Origin of the sequence: Sporosarcina pasadenensis (assembly GCF_047228845.1) — a bacterium.
Lineage (GTDB): Bacteria > Bacillota > Bacilli > Bacillales_A > Planococcaceae > Sporosarcina.
The window spans coordinates 136,123-155,112 of the sequence record NZ_JBFEGM010000007.1; the positions used below are offsets into that span (position 1 = coordinate 136,123).

The 18,990-nt window shown below is 46.1% G+C and carries 23 protein-coding genes and 1 other annotated feature; of the genes, 2 read left to right on the forward strand and 21 right to left on the reverse strand.

Annotation, left to right across the window (positions count from 1 at the left end; translation table 11 throughout):
* Positions 1-39: 39 nt before the first annotated feature.
* Positions 40-168 (forward strand): hypothetical protein, encoded by a 129-nt coding sequence (locus AB1K89_RS11400; RefSeq protein ID WP_256470617.1) that lies wholly within the window; start codon positions 40-42, stop codon positions 166-168.
* Between the two features lie 97 nt (positions 169-265).
* On the opposite strand, the gene AB1K89_RS11405 is transcribed toward AB1K89_RS11400, so the two are convergent.
* The 3 genes from AB1K89_RS11405 to AB1K89_RS11415 form a co-directional block, all read right to left on the reverse strand.
* On the reverse strand, positions 266-604 hold the full coding sequence (locus AB1K89_RS11405) for a LapA family protein (protein WP_413054853.1): 339 nt from the start codon (positions 602-604) through the stop codon (positions 266-268).
* A 98-nt stretch (positions 605-702) separates the two neighbouring features.
* Positions 703-2,976, reverse strand: coding sequence for a protein translocase subunit SecDF (gene secDF, locus AB1K89_RS11410; protein WP_413054854.1), 2,274 nt, complete (start codon positions 2,974-2,976; stop codon positions 703-705).
* Between the two features lie 131 nt (positions 2,977-3,107).
* Positions 3,108-3,419 (reverse strand): post-transcriptional regulator, encoded by a 312-nt coding sequence (locus AB1K89_RS11415; protein WP_413054855.1) that lies wholly within the window; start codon positions 3,417-3,419, stop codon positions 3,108-3,110.
* A 96-nt stretch (positions 3,420-3,515) separates the two neighbouring features.
* On the opposite strand from AB1K89_RS11415, the gene AB1K89_RS11420 reads away from it, so the two are divergent.
* Positions 3,516-5,033 (forward strand): putative polysaccharide biosynthesis protein, encoded by a 1,518-nt coding sequence (locus AB1K89_RS11420; RefSeq protein ID WP_413054856.1) that lies wholly within the window; start codon positions 3,516-3,518, stop codon positions 5,031-5,033.
* Here AB1K89_RS11420 and AB1K89_RS11425 read toward each other — a convergent pair.
* The 18 genes from AB1K89_RS11425 to AB1K89_RS11510 all read right to left on the reverse strand — a co-directional run bounded on the left by AB1K89_RS11425 (position 5,027) and on the right by AB1K89_RS11510 (position 18,862).
* Positions 5,027-5,668 carry a DUF421 domain-containing protein gene (locus AB1K89_RS11425; protein ID WP_413054857.1) on the reverse strand — a complete coding sequence of 214 codons (642 nt, stop codon included), beginning with the start codon at positions 5,666-5,668 and terminating at the stop codon, positions 5,027-5,029. The genes AB1K89_RS11420 and AB1K89_RS11425 overlap by 7 nt on opposite strands.
* Positions 5,669-5,783: 115 nt before the next feature.
* The gene (yajC, locus tag AB1K89_RS11430) at positions 5,784-6,059 is read right to left on the reverse strand and encodes a preprotein translocase subunit YajC (protein WP_252502852.1); all 276 of its coding nucleotides are present in this window, start codon (positions 6,057-6,059) and stop codon (positions 5,784-5,786) included.
* Positions 6,060-6,095: 36 nt separating this feature from the next.
* Positions 6,096-7,235: a tRNA guanosine(34) transglycosylase Tgt gene (gene tgt, locus AB1K89_RS11435; protein ID WP_252502851.1), complete on the reverse strand. Its 1,140-nt coding sequence runs from the start codon at positions 7,233-7,235 to the stop codon at positions 6,096-6,098.
* Positions 7,236-7,272: 37 nt separating this feature from the next.
* Positions 7,273-8,313, reverse strand: a complete 1,041-nt coding sequence (gene queA / locus AB1K89_RS11440) for a tRNA preQ1(34) S-adenosylmethionine ribosyltransferase-isomerase QueA (protein WP_413054858.1) — start codon at positions 8,311-8,313, stop codon at positions 7,273-7,275.
* Positions 8,314-8,361: 48 nt separating this feature from the next.
* Entirely contained in the window at positions 8,362-9,366 is a 1,005-nt protein-coding gene (gene ruvB / locus AB1K89_RS11445; protein WP_252502849.1) for a Holliday junction branch migration DNA helicase RuvB, read from the reverse strand.
* Between the two features lie 31 nt (positions 9,367-9,397).
* Positions 9,398-10,000, reverse strand: a complete 603-nt coding sequence (gene ruvA / locus AB1K89_RS11450) for a Holliday junction branch migration protein RuvA (protein ID WP_252502848.1) — start codon at positions 9,998-10,000, stop codon at positions 9,398-9,400.
* Between the two features lie 264 nt (positions 10,001-10,264).
* Positions 10,265-10,987: a YebC/PmpR family DNA-binding transcriptional regulator gene (locus AB1K89_RS11455; RefSeq protein WP_413054859.1), complete on the reverse strand. Its 723-nt coding sequence runs from the start codon at positions 10,985-10,987 to the stop codon at positions 10,265-10,267.
* A gap of 11 nt (positions 10,988-10,998) precedes the next feature.
* On the reverse strand, positions 10,999-11,886 hold the full coding sequence (locus AB1K89_RS11460) for a phosphotransferase (RefSeq protein WP_413054860.1): 888 nt from the start codon (positions 11,884-11,886) through the stop codon (positions 10,999-11,001).
* A complete protein-coding gene (locus AB1K89_RS11465; RefSeq protein WP_413054861.1) occupies positions 11,876-13,081 on the reverse strand; it encodes a LysM peptidoglycan-binding domain-containing protein in 1,206 nt (401 codons plus the stop codon). The genes AB1K89_RS11460 and AB1K89_RS11465 overlap by 11 nt, the downstream gene beginning before the upstream one ends.
* Positions 13,082-13,268: 187 nt before the next feature.
* Positions 13,269-14,150 carry a prephenate dehydratase gene (gene pheA, locus AB1K89_RS11470; protein WP_413054862.1) on the reverse strand — a complete coding sequence of 294 codons (882 nt, stop codon included), beginning with the start codon at positions 14,148-14,150 and terminating at the stop codon, positions 13,269-13,271.
* A gap of 40 nt (positions 14,151-14,190) precedes the next feature.
* Entirely contained in the window at positions 14,191-14,646 is a 456-nt protein-coding gene (locus AB1K89_RS11475) for an ACT domain-containing protein (RefSeq protein ID WP_413054863.1), read from the reverse strand.
* A 44-nt stretch (positions 14,647-14,690) separates the two neighbouring features.
* Positions 14,691-15,983, reverse strand: a complete 1,293-nt coding sequence (gene obgE / locus AB1K89_RS11480) for a GTPase ObgE (protein WP_413054864.1) — start codon at positions 15,981-15,983, stop codon at positions 14,691-14,693.
* 11 nt (positions 15,984-15,994) lie between these two features.
* Positions 15,995-16,513: a Spo0B domain-containing protein gene (locus AB1K89_RS11485; protein WP_413054865.1), complete on the reverse strand. Its 519-nt coding sequence runs from the start codon at positions 16,511-16,513 to the stop codon at positions 15,995-15,997.
* Positions 16,514-16,626: 113 nt separating this feature from the next.
* Complete coding sequence (gene rpmA, locus AB1K89_RS11490) at positions 16,627-16,917, reverse strand: 50S ribosomal protein L27 (protein WP_251624735.1); 291 nt, start codon at positions 16,915-16,917, stop codon at positions 16,627-16,629.
* A gap of 12 nt (positions 16,918-16,929) precedes the next feature.
* Positions 16,930-17,256, reverse strand: coding sequence for a ribosomal-processing cysteine protease Prp (locus AB1K89_RS11495; RefSeq protein ID WP_413054866.1), 327 nt, complete (start codon positions 17,254-17,256; stop codon positions 16,930-16,932).
* Positions 17,257-17,262: 6 nt separating this feature from the next.
* Entirely contained in the window at positions 17,263-17,571 is a 309-nt protein-coding gene (gene rplU / locus AB1K89_RS11500) for a 50S ribosomal protein L21 (RefSeq protein WP_413054867.1), read from the reverse strand.
* Positions 17,572-17,584: 13 nt separating this feature from the next.
* Positions 17,585-17,658: a sequence feature (ribosomal protein L21 leader region), on the reverse strand.
* A 41-nt stretch (positions 17,659-17,699) separates the two neighbouring features.
* Positions 17,700-18,314, reverse strand: a complete 615-nt coding sequence (locus AB1K89_RS11505) for a M50 family metallopeptidase (RefSeq protein WP_413054868.1) — start codon at positions 18,312-18,314, stop codon at positions 17,700-17,702.
* Positions 18,311-18,862 (reverse strand): peptidoglycan DD-metalloendopeptidase family protein, encoded by a 552-nt coding sequence (locus tag AB1K89_RS11510; RefSeq protein ID WP_413054869.1) that lies wholly within the window; start codon positions 18,860-18,862, stop codon positions 18,311-18,313. The genes AB1K89_RS11505 and AB1K89_RS11510 overlap by 4 nt, the downstream gene beginning before the upstream one ends.
* Positions 18,863-18,990: the final 128 nt, after the last annotated feature.

Here is an 18,990-nt window from a genome sequence, read left to right on the forward strand (position 1 = left end):
CTTCCATCACCTCATTCAGTTAATAGAAAACACCGTTGATTGGAGCGGAGAGCGGCGACTCCTGCGGGAACAGCGCGAGCTGAAGACCCTGGACTGAGCGCAGCGAGGGAAGCGGCTGAAGCCGTGCCCGCGGAAAGCGTCCGCTCGCAGCGCAAATCAACATTGTAGCTTTATCTCTATTTTAAAAGAAAAGAGACTGTAGGCAAACACCCAAATTCATGGTGTTTGTCTACAGTCTGAAGCATCCTATGTGAGGATGCTTTGCTTACATTTCACCTTCAAGCTTCTCGTCTTTAGAGATTGGTTCGACTAGATGTTGAAGAGCAGCTATTTCATTTTGCTGTGTTGCAATCGTGATTTCCTTTGCGGTCATTTCCTTTTTCAATTCATTGATCTGGCGATTCGCGTGGATGGATCTGAACATGGCCATAAACCCGCTGATGGCAGCGCCGAGCAGTGCTGTGAAAAGAACGACGAGGATGAGTGGCAAATGTGCCTTCCCGAACAAGTAGTTCACTTGGACAGGTTCAACATTAAGTATGGCGAATACAGCTATGATGATGGCGAATAGAATACTGAGTATTAACGACCATTGCATCTTCATCCTTCTCCACCTTCCTTTTCGTCCAAAATAAGAAACAGGATATACATAAAGTATACCCTGTTCCGTAGAGGTTTGAAACGTCTGTGGAGCTGCAGTCGTTAGACTACCGGCTCGTCAGAACCCCATTGTTTTTTCTCTTTATCAACTTTCAATGTGCCCGCTTTTTCAAGTTCTTTCTTCTTCAAGTCAAACCAGATTTGAGCTGAGATGAAGATGGAAGAATACGTTCCTGCGAGCAATCCGATGAGCAAAGCGATCGAGAATGGACGGATTGCTTCCGCTCCGAGGGCAATCAATGCGACGACGACAAAAACAACTGTCAGGACCGTGTTCACTGAACGTCCCAATGTTTGACGGAGTGATTTATTGACGATATCTGCCAAAACATTCACGTTATCGATTTTGCCAATCTTATGCAGATTCTCCCTGATCCGGTCGAACGTTACGATCGTATCGTTAATTGAATATCCGACAATCGTCAATACGGCAGCGATGAATGTAATGTCCACTTCCAGTCTCGATATACTGAATACCGCGACCATGAAAAACGCATCATGAATCAGGCCGATAATGGATGATACGCCCATGCGCCATTCGAAACGGAATGCGACATAAATGACGATTCCAAGTGCGGCGACTAGCAATGCTTTCAACGCATTTTTCGCAAGCTCTTTACCAACTGTATCGGAAACAGTTGAAATATTCGGGTCCGCACCGAAGTGAGCCTCTAGATCTTTTTTGAACTTATTTACAGTTTCTTGCTTAAATTCTTCTTTGTAACGTACAACGCCAATATTGCTCTTATCTCCAGAAATGACTATGTCCGTTGCTGGGTGGCCAATTTTTTCAAGGGTACTTGAGATTTCCTCAGTCGTTACAGGGGTGTCAGATAAGATTTCAACACGCGTACCGCCTGCAAAGTCAATCCCGAGGTTTAATTTGAAGATCCCGAGAACAATGATGCCAGCAATAATCAATGCCATCGAAATGACATAGAACTTCTTACGGGAGTGAACAAAGTCAAACCGGTCAAATTTCGTTGTAAGGTCAAGCGTGTCCACATTATCTTCAGGTGCGTGGACCCGTCTTTTCGAAATTCCGAATAGACCTGTCTTGCCATCAAGCATCCCGCTATTGACGAGAAGACCCAGCAATAGACGTGAACCCCAAACAGCTGTCAAGAAGCTGACTAGGATACTGATGATTAGCATTGTTGCAAAGCCTTTGACGGAGCTCGTCCCGAAAATGAAGAGGACAACAGCTGCGAGCAAAGTTGTGATATTGGCATCCAAAATGGCAGTGAACGCAGATTTCGCACCTACCGAGAAAGCTGTCTTTACTGATTTCCCTACACGGAGTTCTTCTCTAATCCTCTCGTATGTCAGGATATTCGCATCGACTGCCATACCGACCCCGAGCATCAGAGCTGCAATTCCCGGAAGTGTAAGAACTCCGTTAATGCTTGTGAAGACAGTAAGGATCAGGTAGATATAGACGGATAGTGTAATAACTGCCACAAATCCAGGAATACGGTAATAAATTAGCATGAAAATGAAAATAAGAGATACACCAACAATTCCAGCAAGAATCGTTTTATCCAACGCCTGTGCTCCGAATTGAGCACCAACAGAAGTAGAATATATTTCTTCGAGATGGACTGGGAGTGCCCCGGCATTCAAAATACCTGCCAAGCTCTTAGTTTCTTCCACTGTGAAGCTTCCTGAAATTTCAACATTAGATGAATTGATAATTTGACTTACATAAGGTGCAGAAATGAATTTTGGTTTTTCCTTCATTCTTTCCTCTTTGTATGAATCGACGCCTTCTTCAAAGTCCATCCAGATGACCATAACGTTTTCGGGAGCTTTTGCTTTAATATCAGCTGTCACTTGCCCGAATTTATCAGGGTCTTTCATCTCAAGTGTAACGACAGGATTGCCATTTTGACCGAAGTTGGCTTTCGCCTTTCCTTCTTTCAAATCGTTTCCATCTAACATAAGATTGTCGTCAGCATCCCTGAATGTCAGGTTTGCTTGAGTGGATAATAGCTCACGAGCCGATTCCTGATCTTCCACACCGGCTAATTGCACACGAATCCTATTATTTGATTCGACTTGAATGATCGGCTCACTTACTCCTAACACGTCGACACGGTTACGTAATGCGCCCGCTGTATCGGCTACAATATCTTCCGTAATTTTTTGGCCTTCTTTACCTTTAAGTGGCTGAACCTCATAAAGGACTTCGAAGCCCCCTTGCAGATCCAGGCCGAGCCGTACATCTTTAATAATCGGTTTTACCGTACCGCCTATCAATGATCCCAACAAGACGAGCAATAACAGAAACGATACGATCCGGCTTCTTTTCTTCATAAATTAGTTCCCCCTCTGTACGTGGAGCGCTAAGACGATTGCTATGTACAGTTTTTAAAAAAATATAACACTCCAATTATGAAACAGAGAATAGCATCTGTCAAATAGTTGGACGTTCGTAGAACAGTTGCTCATGATTTACTTTTCGGTGAAAGGAGCAGCTGCAACTCATCACTGTTCAGATCCGAGAACCAGTTGGAACCCCTTTGTTCCTCGATTTGTGTATATGTCATAAATTCAGCAGGAGTCAATGACAACACGCCATTTACAATTTCATGGATCCGCATTGTCGACACATTTTTCTTCCGCCATTTTTTACGGATGCAATATTTCCATATTTCTTCATTTGTCACCGTTGGATAGCCGTATAGACGGAATTCATCCCTCTTGCTTTGAATAGCAGGTATGGCATGTTTAAATATTTGTTCGAATTGAATCGTCACGTTCTCCATCCCTTTCCCGTTCAGTCGTAAATAGACAAACCCATGCATAGATTTAGTGTATACGAAATGACCGGAATTGAGAAGGAGTTGTTTTCATTGTCCACTTTCATCCGTGGAACTGCCATATTGATGATTGCCGTTTTCATGTCCAAGCTATTGGGATTCGTCTATCGCATCCAATTCATGCGAGTTGCGGGAGAAGAAGCGGTCGGCATTTATATGACCGCCTACCCCGCTTTCATATTTTTTCTCTCGCTCGTCCAATTGGGTGTGCCGATTGCAGTCGCGAAGGTGATAGCAGAATTGAAAGTGAAAGGCGAGACAGTGAAGCTTCCTGCTGTCATGAGGACGGCGACTTTCATTACAATTTTTACAGGTGCGATATTCATCCCGCTATCCATATTATTCATCCCATTTTTATCGGAAACCTTATTAGGGAGCGCAGCAACTTCCACTACCTTATATGTAGGGATTGCCATCATTCCGATTGCCGCTGTTTGCGGGTTGATTCGTGGATATTTTCAAGGAATTGTCAGGATCGAAGAAACGGCCTGGTCTCAAATCATTGAACAATTATTCCGGATTGTATTAATTACTTGGCTATTGCCTATTCTACTCGTTCCGGAAAATAATCCGATGAATGCCGCCTATGCGATGGGCATCACATTATTGGCGGAAGGGCTGTCAGCCGGTTATCTTTTGTTCAAATATCAACAGCATAAACGCCGGGACAGAAAGCCTGCGCAAAAAAATGTACGATATCCGATGGAGCCGCTTCTTTCCATTGCGCTTCCATCATCAGGAAGCAGGTTATTCGGCACATTCACGTGGTTCCTCGAACCGATCATTTTTTTGCGCGCCCTTTCAATGGCAGGAGTCGGGGCAGTTGCCGCCACATCGCTCTATGGGGTCATCTCAGGTGTTCTCATCCCATTGCTGCTCTTCCCCTCGTTCATCCCATACGCGTTGTCTGTCGTGCTCGTGCCAGCCGTGAGCGGAGCTGCCGCTTCAAGCAATAAGCAAAAACTTAAAGAGCGAATCCATTTGGCGTTGCGCCTTTCCGCCTTGACTGGTGCTTTTGCGGCAGCTGTATTTTATATTCACGGTCAGGAATTAGCGGAAAAGCTTTTCCATATTAGCGATGGCGGCTCCTATATGTCGTTGTTGGCTCCAATCTTTTTCTTTTATTACATCCAAAGTCCTTTGTATTCCATTTTGCAAGCAACCGGAGATGCAAAAGCGGGAATGATGAACTCGGTTTACGGAGGAATTGCCAAATTGGGTGTCATGTTCGTATTAGCATCCCAGCCTGGATTGCAGGAGACCGGGGCAGTACTTGCAATCGGATTCGGGGTCCTAGTCACTTCTTTCCTCCATATTGCAACCTTGCGGAAAAACAAGGCCGCGGCAGCCGGCTTCACGATGTTCGCCCTGCCATATGCAGCCTTCATCATGACAGCAGTCATTCGACCGATTTTCGTCCCTATTGGCCAATTTGGATTGTTGACTGAATGCGTCATTACGACCGTATTTCTATTAGTCATCTTGCTGCTGTTCGGGCAAGTGAAGAAAAACGATGTACTTATGCTCAAAAGACTTACTAAAATTTACTGATAATCTTTCTTTAATTGGAAGTGCAGTTTCCCCTCTTCAAATGAACAATAAAAAATTTGTTTTACGTCATTCACACCTTGTTCTTTCAACTCCTGAACGAGCCATTCATCAGATTTCCCGATTATCTTGACATGGCGGCTTTGGATTATGCCGTCAGAAATGAGGGCAAGGACCGGCTGAGAGTTCTCGTTCGTGAATACGGACAAATTACCGGAAGGCTCCAAGTATGCATAGGATACTTCCCGCACTGAACCGATTTGCTGCTCTCGGAGCTGTTGGAATAGGTCATCCAGATTATATCTATGTTTTCTCATCTGGTCTTCCTGAATAACACCATCCTGTATGATCAAGGTGGGGTCTCCATCGACGACATCCCTGAACTTTTTACTTTTCAAGGATATATAGGAAGTCAGCAACTGGATGCCAAGAAGAAGGAGAACTGGAAATATAGAGTGGATAATTTTTTTCTCGGGTGATTCCAATGAAAAAGCAACGACTTCTGCCATAATGATAAATACGACAACATCGATGACGCCTAATTCACCTACTTCACGCTTCCCCATCACCCTTAGGATGAACACAAGGAATGCATATAAAAAAATCGTCCTGAATCCGACAATCAAAAATTCATTCACTACATTCCCTCCTTTCCAAGAAAGGATGCCTTATCCTGAACAGGAATATACAAGAACGAAAAAGAGGTGGTTCACAGTTACAACTGTGAAACCACCTCTTTGAACATGAATATTATTATGATGCGCTTGCATCCACAACGCGCCCGACAGCTTGTCTATCGAATTGCAATGTTGTGCCGTCTGCGACTTTCAAAAAGACGGATGTGTCATCAACAGCGTCAATTACGCCGTGAAGACCGCCGATTGTAATAACTTTATCGCCGCGTTTCAAACTCTCTTGCATTTGCTTTGTCTGTTTTTGCCTTTTTTGTGCAGGTCGAATCAATAGGAACCACATGATTGCGAACATCGCAATTATTGGTAGCAACGTACCGAACATATCACCATTCATTTTCTTCCCCCCTCTTCTCGGTTCATTATACAAGATTCAAAAGTTTTTTGCATTTGGTTTATTAAATCCGTATTGTTCAAAAAATTCTTCCCTGAAGTCCCCGAGACGATCATTGCGGATTGCGTCCCTGATCTGATCCATCAACCGTAGTAAGAAGTAGAGATTGTGGTAGGATGTCAATCGGATGCCGAATGTTTCGTTCGCTCGGATCAAGTGGCGTATATAAGCTCTGCTGTAGTTTTTACAAGTATAGCAATCGCAATTCGGATCCAATGGCCCGAAATCCCTCTCGTATTTTGCATTTTTAACGACGAGGCGCCCTTCGCTAGTCATGAGCGTCCCATTCCTCGCGATACGTGTCGGCAATACGCAGTCAAACATGTCCACACCGCGGATCGCCCCGTCAATTAAGGAATCTGGAGAACCAACACCCATTAAATAGCGCGGTTTGTTTTCCGGTAATAGCGGAGTCGTAAATTCTAGAGCGCGATTCATGACGTCTTTCGGCTCACCGACGGACAATCCGCCGATTGCATATCCAGGGAAGTCTAGCGAGACAAGGTCTTTCGCGCTTTGTTTGCGAAGTTCTTCAAATTCGCCCCCTTGGACAATTCCGAATAGCGCCTGATCCTCTGGACGAGCATGGGCTTTCAGACAACGCTCCGCCCATCTTGAAGTCCTCTCCACACTCGCCTTCATATATTCGAATGTCGCGGGATACGGTGGACATTCGTCAAAAGCCATCATAATATCCGAACCGAGGTCATTTTGGATTTCCATCGCTTTTTCAGGGCTTAGGAAAAGCTTGCTTCCGTTTAGGTGATGACGGAAATGGACGCCTTCTTCTTCAATTTTACGGAATTCACTTAATGAAAACACTTGAAATCCGCCTGAATCCGTCAAGATCGGTCGATCCCAGTTCATAAATTTATGGAGACCGCCCGCTTCCTTAATAACGTCATGTCCTGGGCGGAGCCAAAGATGATACGTGTTGCCGAGGATAATGCCGGCACCCATCTCTTTCAGTTCCTCTGGTGACATCGTCTTCACAGTCGCTTGCGTCCCGACAGGCATGAAGGCCGGTGTTTCGAATGACCCATGTGGCGTATGGACGATGCCGAGACGAGCCCCTGTCTGCTTGCATGTTTTTATATGTTCGTAAGTAATTGCTGCCATTTAATTTGATCCTTTCCATTTTGGGAACTACATCCCTTTACTTTTGTGGAGGTTTTATGAACATCGCATCTCCGAAACTGAAGAAGCGATATTTCTCGTTCACCGCTTCCTTATAGGCGGCTAATACATACTCACGTGACACCATAGCGGAAATGAGCATGATTAATGTCGATTTCGGCAAGTGGAAGTTTGTCAGCATGCCGTCTAGAATGCTGAACTGGTAGCCGGGGTAGATGAATATCGATGTCCAACCGCTTGCAGGAACTATTTTTCCGTCATTTTGCGAAGCGATCGTCTCAAGCGTCCGCGCAGAAGTCGTTCCGACCGCAATGACGTTTCCACCTCTCGCCTTCGCTTCGTTAATTGCATTAGCAGCCTTTTCGGTTACATGATAATACTCAGAATGCATCGTATGCTCTTCGATTACGTCAACACTTACCGGGCGGAATGTCCCTAAACCGACATGTAAAGTGATGAATTCGACACCTACACCTTTGTCCTTGATCTCCTGAAGAATCTCTTCAGTGAAATGAAGGCCCGCGGTAGGTGCCGCGGCCGAACCTCTTTCTTTTGCAAAGACGGTCTGATAACGCGATTGATCATCAAGCGTCTCTGTAATATAAGGGGGGAGCGGCATTTGTCCTAATGAATCAAGGATTTCATAGAAGATCCCTTCATAGCGGAATTTAAAAATTCTTCCGCCTTGCTCAAGGATCTCAGTGCATTCAGCTTCCAATCTGCCATCCCCGAACGTTACAACAGTTCCGACTTTCACCCTCTTCGCAGGCTTCACGAGCGTCTCCCATTCGTTCGAACTGGTCTCTTTCAGAAGGAGCACTTCAATCGACGCACCTGTATCTTCCTTCGTCCCAATCAAACGGGCAGGCAGGACACGTGTATCGTTAAGTACGATAATATCCCCTTCCTGCAACTCGTCCACTATTTGACGGAACTGACGATGCTTGACGTCGCCCGTAACTTTATCCAAAACCATCAATCTGCTAGCGGTCCGATCTTCGAGAGGCGTTTGTGCAATGAGACTTTCCGGCAACTCAAAATCAAAATCATTTACATCCATAATGCGGGTGAACTCCTTTTATCCAGTATTGAACTACTTGTATTAGTATTACGTAAGCGCGTCGGGGACCACGTAACCGAAATGATCATATGCGAGTTTAGTTGCAATTCGGCCACGCGGTGTCCTTTGAATGAACCCGATTTGCAGCAAGTAAGGTTCATAAACGTCCTCGATCGTGATCGACTCCTCGCCAATGCTTGCCGCAATCGTATCAATTCCGACCGGCCCGCCGCGGAACCGTTCAATCATACTGACAAGCAATTTATGGTCAATATGATCAAGCCCGTGTGAATCGACTTGCAGCATTTCAAGCGCTTCCCTTGCGATATCCATCGTAATGCTGCCGTCTCCGCGCACTTGGGCGTAATCACGCACTCTGCGTAGGAGGCGGTTGGCGATTCTAGGAGTCCCCCTCGAGCGTCTAGCTATTTCAACCGCCGCATTGGAGTCAATATCGACATCGAATAGGCTTGCACTTCTGATTACGATTTCCTTCAACGGGCCTTCCCCATAATATTCAAGGCGGAGCGGCACGCCAAAACGGTCACGAAGCGGGGCTGATAACGAACCAGCCCTCGTTGTTGCACCAATTAGCGTAAATGGCGGAAGGTCAAGGCGAATCGATTTGGCGGAAGGACCTTTTCCAACAACGATGTCGAGACAAAAGTCTTCCATAGCCGGATATAGAACTTCCTCGATCGATCGGTTCAACCGGTGGATTTCATCAATGAAAAGAACATCGCCTGGCTCTAATGACGAAACTACGGCCGCCAGATCTCCTGGCCTTTCAATCGCTGGCCCGCTCGTCATCTTCACATTGACGCCCATTTCGTTTGCGATGACAGTCGCAAGCGTCGTTTTCCCAAGTCCAGGCGGACCGTATAACAAGACATGGTCTAAGCTTTCACTTCTGCCTTTCGCGGCTTGAATGAAAATACTCAGATTGTCCTTTACAGTCTCCTGTCCAATATATTGCTGCAACGTCTGAGGTCGCAAAGATTGTTCGAAGCTGTCGTCATAATTGGATTGTTCACTTGAAATGACCCGTTCCATGCACCGCTCCTCCTTCCTCATTCAAATAATATTATTTTTGTTTCAAAAGCAGGCGCAATGCAAGCTTCATATAGCCTTCTGTATCCAGCTCTTCCTTTTGCATCTCCGTCTTCACTTTTGCTAATTCCCGTTGCGAATAGCCGAGCGCCTGCAGTGCGAGGATGGCTTCTTCCAAAGCACCGTTTTCCGCCATGGAAAGCAACGTCACATCATCCGGCATTTCGATTTCCGTGAATAGGTCTCCGAGCTTCCCTTTAAGGTCTAGGATCATTTGACGGGCCGTCTTTTTTCCGACTCCCGGGAACTGTACGAGGAATGCTTCGTCTTCCCTTTCGATTGCTCCAATCACTTGGGATGGAATGCCGCTTGCTAATATGGCGAGCGCACCCTTCGGACCGATTCCCGAAACGGTGATGAGCTTCTTAAACAACTCACGCTGTTCAAGTGATTTGAAGCCGAGTAACCATTGCATATCTTCACGGACATGCAAATACGTGAATACTTGCTGGACCTCTTCTGTTTGATGAAAAGCATATGGATTAGGCGTCATGATCTGCCAGCCGATGCCGCCTTGTTCGAGCGTTATGTATTCGGGTGTTACCCGGGTGATTGTTCCTTTAATGTAATCGTACAAGTCATTCTCCCCCTAAAGTATCGAAACTATTATAGCATACGAACGGGTTTTCTACCTATTGATGTGGAAGTCCTTTAACACATAAAAATGGATTTACGCTACAGGCGGACGCTTTCCGCGGGCGAGCGGTAAGCCTCCTCAGTCGCTACGCTCCCTGCGGGGTCTCCCCTGCCTCGCTTTCCAGCTGGAGTCGCCGCCTTCCGCTCCGATCAGCTATACTTTTTTCAACTAACAAAAAATAGAAAAAGCCGCTGATGAGGCGGCTCATTCGCTTGCGTTATGATATATGTTTTGTACGTCATCATCGTCTTCCAAAGCATCAATCATCTTTTCAAATTGCTCGGCATTATCACCTTGCAATTCTGTATAGATCGTCGGAATCATTTCCACTTCCGCTGAAATAAATTCAATTCCTTCAGCTTCTAGTGCTTCCTTCACTTCCATGAAGCTGGAAGGCTCTGTAATGATTTCAAAGCCGTCTTCTGTCGACTCGATATCCTCAGCTCCCGCTTCCAATGCGGCAAGCATAATCGCTTCTTCGTCGGTTTCCTCCGTACGCTCGACAAACAAGCGTCCTTTACGGTTGAATAGATAGCCGACTGAACCGCTTTCCCCTAAGCTGCCGCCGTTTTTATTGAAAGCTACACGGATATTCGGCCCTGTCCTGTTTCGGTTCTCTGTCAGACATTGTACAAGAACCGCTACACCTCCAGGTCCATATCCTTCATAGACGACTTCCTCATAGTTTTCATCCGCACCTGTGCCAGTCGCTTTTTCGATCGCTCGTTTTATGACATCATTCGGCACATTGAAGCTTTTCGATTTCTCTATTGCAAGACGGAGCGCAGGATTCATGTCTGGATCTCCGCCGCCTGATTTCGCGGCTACATATAGCTCCCTTGACATCTTTTGAAATATTTTTCCTCGTTTCGCGTCTTGTGCGCCTTTACGGTTTTGGATATTTTTCCACTTTGAATGGCCAGCCATTATGCATCCTCCTACTTCATGTTCCGTTCTATATCATACCATAGCTTCGGCCATGAAGAGAGAGCATATTCCGTAAAAGGGATAAGCTTTCTTGCGAGACTTTCCTGCTTTGCTTCCGGCATGTTCAAAAGGTGCAGCCATTCCCTTAACAACTCATTAGGATAAAGCAACATCGATTTCGAGGCATTATCCAAATTGTTCAAAGATGATTGCTCCGCCAAAAGAAATTCTAAATTGTAACACACATTTGGCAAGACACGGTGCATCCATAGCGCCAATTCCGTTCCAGGAGGCCCAGTACATGCTAGGTCAAAATCGATGAAGCGGATGATTCCGTTTCCATCTCGGAGAATATTGTGATGCACGACATCCCCATGAAGCAGCGTATAGCCTGAAAGTTTGCGGTAATTTTTCTTTAGTATGGGAAGGGCTTCCTTCCCATACATAATGATTTCGTCAACCGCTTGTTTCCTTATAAACTTCCCGCACGCGTCGCGATTGTCGATAAACCGATCCAGTCTTTCCTGCCATTTATCCAAGAGCTGATATCGATGCAGATAAGGGGAGGCGTCCCAGTCGATCTGCTCCTTTGTTTGGTGCAACGCTTTGAGGGCCATAAGGGAATCCGTCCGATCGATTCTTCTTCTGAAGTTGACGGGTTTTGTCCCTTCGATCCATGGTTGCATGATGAATAACGGATCGTCAGTTGGAATGATAGGCACAATATGCGGAAATCGAATTGCATGAAGCTGTCTGTGTACATATTCCACTTTTACTGCAGTTGATCGCGTCGTATAACGCTTTAGAGAGTAGGAGGACTCTCCTTCCACCATCTTCCAAACATTCTGTTTCACTTTACGGATATTCTTTTCCGGCACCATACGCCGGTCAGCAACCACATCCGCAATTATCCATAGGGTAGAATGGTTGCATCTGCATTGGCTGCATCTGCATTGGATTCATCGGCATTTGGTTCATCGGCATTTGGTTCATTGGCATTTGGTTCATCGGCATTTGGTTCATCGGCATTTGGTTCATCGGCATTTGGTTCATCGGCATTTGGTTCATCGGCATCGGATACATTTGCATTGGGCTCACTTGCATTGGCATCATATAATTCGGGTTCATTTCGGTTGGAGCAACTCCGTAGAAACCATGAGGAGGGCAACCACAACCGCAATGATGAATTGGCATGCAAGGATTACCGAAAGCGAATGGTTGCTGCGGCTGCATCATCATGCCATACGGATTTTGAAACTCCGGCGATACCATTTGCGGCATATACGCTTGCTCTGGAGGGGTGAAATCCATATCTTCCGGTGATTCTTCCTCCATCATCATAGGGGACTCCATCAATTCCCACCCTCTAACCGGATAAGGTGGGGCAACTCCAGGACCTCTTCCCGGATAGATTGGCGATTCATCATAGTCATCTAGATCCTCGGTCATATCGAGTGCAGGTGGCCTTACTCCCATTTGAGCAGGTGCCATCGGCGATTCTTGTGTTGGCATGACTTGTGTCGGCATTGGTGGTGCCGGCATGGTTGGCATAGGCATTTGCTGTGTGAAACTTGGGAATGTCATCGGTGCACAATCCGCATCGTAGATCGGCATCCAACCGCATGGAACCGGCATAATTGGTTGGAAAAATTGCGGCATGGCCATTGGCGGCATCGGGGCTGCAGGCGGTATGGACGGCATAGGTTCAGGCAGCGGTGTCATCGCGGCAGGCGGCTGCTGAACAGGCGCAGGCGGCATTGGCTGCATTGGAACGGATGGCGGCTTCGGCATTTCAAATTCCTTTTCAACCCGTGGCATTGGGATCGGTTGCTGCGGCTTGCTCGGCTTTTCCATCGCAGGAGGCATAGAAGGCGCAACTTGCTGATGCTTCACTTTTTCCGGCATTTTTTCCTTGCCCTTCTCACTCGGCTGAGCTGCAGTTTTTTTCTTCGGCAAGAAAATCTTCATCCCCGGAACGATATAATCCGGGTTTGCTAAATGGGCATTCACCCTTTTCAAATCTTCAAAAGGGATACCGTACTGTCGTGCAATTTTCCACAACGTATCCCCTTTTACAACAATATGGACATCCACTAACAAAATCCCCCTTCCATCAATCCATCGTATGAACGAACGCCCGTCTATGTGACGCATTTTTTAAGCTAGGCGCCCTCTCTCTTGTATGTATATTGTGAAAATGCCTGTAATATTCATTCGAAAAACTGATGTCCCTCAGGCTTCTATCCTTTGCAAAACGAAAAAACCTCCAAGCTAAAATGATTTAGCGTGAAGGTTTTTGTTCGTACGTAAAATAAGATCCGAATGAGCGAACCGTGCAATTGAGCGCTGCAAGCTCCTCTAGTGCACCTCTCATCATCGGATGCTCTTCGCTTTCCAATATATCGATGATGAAAAAATAATTTCCTAACCCGGTTTTCATCGGCCTGGATTCGATTTTGCTCAAATTCAGCTTTCGCCATGCAAAAACTGAAAGTATTTGATGAAGCACTCCTGAACGGTCGTCCTCAGGCAACTTGACCATAAGTGTCGTTTTTGGCAACTCTGAATGACCTGGAACTTCCAAATACCCTTTCCTCAAAGACAGAACGACAAACCGTGTATGGTTGAAATGAAAATCGTGGATATTTTCTTCTGCGATATGTAAGCCGTATTTTTCTGCTGCCAAGCGATTACCGATTGCAGCGATGCACAGTTCCGGATTTTCAGAAATGTACTTAGCGGCGGCTGCTGTCGATGTCGTTTGTATCAACGGGGTACGGCGGTAATGATATTGCAAATATTTATGGCATTGCGCAAGGGCATGCGGATGGGAACGAACTGATTCAAGCCGCTCCAAGTCATCCTTCCACTTTTTGTTCACCATCATATGCTGTTCAATCGGTATTGAAATTTCCGCGTTAATGAACAGTTCGCTTCCGTGGAATAAATAATCGATCGTCATCGGCACGGAGCCTTCCAATGCATTTTCAAGCGGTACAATTGCATATGCGACATGCCCTTCGGTTACAGCTTCTATACAATCGGGTATTGTCGGCTGGGGCACTAAGCCTTTTATACCAAAAAGGTGAGTTGCCGCCACATGAGTAAATGAAGCTTCGGGCCCCAAATAGGCGACCGTCGGCTTGTAATCCTGTTCGCTCATCCCAGTTCCTCCATCATGTTGCACTCTGTTTTTTTATTACTTACAATGCTCCAGAACTGATCAAATGGACGGAATCGATGAAAGTCGGTGCTTTCAATTTTTGCATGAATTCCTCCATTTTGATCTGCATCTCTGTTACATCGAGTGACAATGTAATATTCGCGCGACCTTGCACCGGTATCGTCTGGTGTATCGTTAATACATTACATTTTGCTTCCGATATGATCCGAAGAATCGTCGCAAGCGAGCCTTTCCGATCCTCGAGCTGAATGAAGATCGTTAAAACTCGTTCGCGGGCGATCGACTCGAACGGAAAGACGGTATCCTTATATTTGTAATAAGCGCTTCGGGACAACCCCACCCGCTTCGTCGCTTCTTGGATTGTCCTTTCTTCCCCGCTTGCCAGAAGCCTTTTCGCCTCCAGCATTTTTAGCATCGATTCCGTAAGTACATCTTCCCTTACGAGATAAAACTGCCCTTCCCCCAATGGCTTCATTTCATGCCTCCTTGCAACAATTCATAGAAAACATACACTGCATCTTATTCGAGGAATTCGAATTCAAAGTCGAGGATTCTGACCGTATCTCCGTCTTTCGCCCCTCGCTCACGAAGTGCGTCGTCGATACCCATTCCGCGCATTTGGCGTGCAAATTTACGGACGGATTGATCGAAGTTGAAGTCGGTCATCTTGAACAGGCGCTCGAGAGTATACCCCGACAGAACAAAGGCTCCATCATCATCACGGGTAATCTTGAAGTCTGCAGTTTCAGATTCGTGCTTATAAAGAACAGAACGGTTTTCATCCTCGTCTTCAATTTCATGCATCGGAAACTCCGGCGTCGTTTCAAGCAGGTCTGCAACAGCAAACAATAGCTGATCCAAGCCTTCACGCGTGATCGCAGAAATCGGGAAAATCAACGCTTCTTCATCGTTAAGCTTTTCTTTGAACAATTTCAGATTCTCTTCAGCTTCCGGCATGTCCATTTTATTTGCGACGATGATTTGTGGACGTTCCATCAAACGAAGATTGTATTTCTCCAGCTCTTCGTTGATTGTAACGAAGTCTTCGTAAGGATCCCGCCCTTCCATTCCGGACATGTCGACGACGTGGACAATGACTCTTGTCCGCTCGATATGACGCAAAAATTGATGGCCGAGGCCGATGCCTTCATGCGCCCCTTCGATAAGCCCAGGCAAATCAGCGAGTACGAATGTTCTTCCACCTTCCAGTTCCACCATTCCGAGATTCGGCACGAGTGTTGTGAAATGGTAATCGGCGATTTTCGGCTTTGCAGATGATACGACAGATAATAAGGTCGACTTTCCGACACTCGGGAAACCGACAAGACCTGCATCTGCGAGCACTTTCAATTCAAGCGTGATTTCCCGCTCGACGCCTGGTTCCCCTTTTTCAGAAAGCTCAGGAGCCGGGTTTTGTGGTGTCGCAAAGCGCGAGTTCCCGCGGCCTCCACGACCACCTTTTGCGATGACTGCTGTCTGCCCATGCTCTACGAGATCGGCGATGATTGTTCCGGTTTCGATGTCCTTGACTATCGTACCCGGCGGAACTTTGACGACCATGTTTTCGGCGCCTTTACCATGCCTATTTTTACTGCCGCCATGCTCTCCACGAGTTGCTTTGAAATGGCGTTGGTAACGGAAATCCATAAGCGTCCTCAAACCTTCATCGACGATGAAAACGACATCGCCGCCTTTTCCTCCGTCCCCTCCAGCAGGACCTCCGTACGCTACGTACTTCTCGCGGCGGAACGCAACCATACCATCGCCGCCGTCGCCACCTTTTACATATACTTTAACGTGATCGACAAACATGTTTATTCCTCCTATTGCCCACTTAATGTGAACGTCCATAGCTTATCTTGCAAAATTCCACTCACTTCAAAACCGCCATCTGTTTGTGGCAGTGTTGGCGATCCCGTGAGCGTCCCTTCGATTTTCAATTGGATCGACCAATGATCTTCAGTAGCTTTAACCGCTATATGAACGATATATTCATCCATCGGATTGACTGCTTCTTCGATTACGCAGATTAATCTCTCCAAGTAATCGGAGACTGCATCGTCATTGGCGGTCCAGGTACCTGCGGTGATGTTGCATTGCAATTTCTTCGAAAAGGCTGTATGTCTCCATTCAAAAGTGCTAAGCCAGATTTCAGTCTTCGGCAAACGCAATTTTTCAAGCATGGATACATGGCGCATGCGTTCCGTCGCTTCCAACAGTGCCTTTCTCGCTTCGGGCATTTTTCCGAGATCCATATATAATAGCATTAATTGCAATTCATTTAAAAAATCATGGCGTGCAAACTTTAATGCTTTTCCAATCGTCAGGTTTTCCGATTCCATTTTCTCACCGCCAACTGTTTCATATACTACAGTATAGCATTCTCTTCACAAATTTCGCCAAAAATAAAAAGGACTGCACGTAAAATGCAGTCCTTTCAATGTTAGTTATAACATTAAGCTTCTTGAGCTACAGGGTACACGCTCACTTTTTTCTTGTCGCGACCAAAACGTTCAAAACGAACTACGCCGTCAACTTTCGCAAAAAGTGTATCGTCCCCACCGCGGCCAACGTTTTCACCTGGGTGAATTTTTGTTCCGCGTTGGCGATAAAGGATAGAGCCGCCAGAAACGAATTGTCCGTCAGCACGTTTCGCGCCAAGACGTTTCGAATGAGAGTCACGACCGTTCTTTGTAGAACCTACCCCTTTTTTCGATGCGAAAAACTGGAGATCCAAACGTAACATAAGTGCCACCTCCTATCGGTTGAAAATGAGTTTTATATGTTGCCCGTAATCTTGTTCGATCGTCTGTAATGAAACAATCATCGCCTTCACGATCAATTGGATGTCATCATCTTTTTCCGTTTTCGGAAAAATCACTTTCAAATAACCTCCGTCAGACCCTTGTTGGATATCCGGGGTTATGCCAGTGAGTGCAATGACGGCATTGACAGCTCCAAATGAAACTGCAGATGCGCCTGCACAAACGAGATCTTTTCCATGTTCAGCGAAATCGGCGTGGCCTTTCATCTCAAATGAGTTGATACGGCCGGATGGTTGTTCATTAATATTGATTTTGATCATGCCGGCTTACGCGTTGATGCCTTCGATGACAACTTTCGTATATGGCTGACGATGACCTTGCTTTTTGTGGTAGTTCTTTTTCGGCTTGTATTTGAAAACAGTGATTTTCTTAGCGCGGCCTTGTTTAACGATTTTAGCCGTTACAGAAGCACCTTCCACGAATGGAGCGCCAACTTTCACGTCTTCTCCACCAACGAATAGAACTTTGTCGAATGTTACAGTTTCCTCAGCTTCGCCGACTAATTTTTCAATGTAGACTTCTTGGCCTTGTTCGACTTTGATTTGTTTTCCACCAGTTTCAATGATTGCGTACATACTTGCACCTCCTCAATAGACTCAGACTCGCCTTCAAAGGTGACCCTTTCGGATGCTTGTACCTTGTCAGTGCGGTTGTAGCACGGGTGCGCTACAAACAATAACATTAAAATATTACCACGCATACTCTATGGCGTCAACTGTTTTCTTTTCAACTGCTCATAGGCTTGTTCATATTTTCTGAACTTGAAAGCGGATATGTTTTGAAAGAGCAAAAACAAAGCTAGGACAAGAAAGAGGACAGTCTCGGGAAGGCCCGGAAGAAGCAAAAGAGTGACAGCTAGTAACACCGATATGGAAAAGACGAGATATGCAGATCTCACTTTATATTTTCTTTCATGCGTTTCGAGCATGGCGCAGATTGCCTGTCCACCGTCCAAAGGCAAAATAGGCAATAAGTTCAGCAATAGGATCGCTGTTTGAATGCGAATTAACTGCTCATCTCCAGGAAATGAAAACAGTGTCGATAGCAGGAGGAGAATCGCTGTAGCGATAGGCCCGCCGACCGCAACGAACACTCTTTGTCTTTTGCCGTAAGAGTGCCGATCGGGTATTCGCAGTTCTCCTCCGTAAGGCATGATCGTGCATGAGCGGACCTTCATACCTGCCATTTTTGCAGCAACAACATGGCCAGCTTCATGGAAAAGAAGGGATATGAAGACGATAGCGTAAAACGCCAATCCTCCCGTTACCATAAGCACGAGGAAAAAAGGTGCCAAAATGGGATGAAGTCGAAGTTTCATTTCGTATCTTCCGAGAAATAAGTAGCCAACACTGCAGCTTCCAATACGACCCCTTCCCGCTTCACTTTTAAGTAGATCGCCTCTTCATTCATAATAGCAAGCGTGTCCCCCTTTTTCACAGTCGAATAAGGAAGCTTCGAAATCGATCCGACAAATCCGTACGTCACTTCGTCACCGTCATCGTACAACACTGTGATCGTCTTCCCTGATTGCCGTGTAAAGCCAGTGAATACGATGAGCCCGTCCCCTTGCGCTGTAATCGGCATCGGATGAGCATAAGATGCAATTACGCCATCCTTATAAGGCTGCATCGATTCGTATGCAGCGAATGGAAGCTCTTCGACTGTTTCGGCAGACACTGTGATCGTGTCCTCTTCCGGGTCCCCGATTATGGAGGCAACCCACTTTTTCATGACGATGAAATCTTTGCCTGTCGTTATATATTGCGTAACAGACTTGTTCACGACTCCGATTTCTTCCAATTTGGCAAAGCTGAATACGCCAATCGCTACTATGATTGCAATGACCCATTTTGTTTTCCATTTCACCCCGCCACACCACCTTTTTTCTCAGTATATGACGGGAGTACTATGAATATTATGGGCAAATGTCCAAGGTCACTGTTTATTATATATACCGCTCCAGGTGGACGTTTACCGCGGGCGTTGCCTCAGCC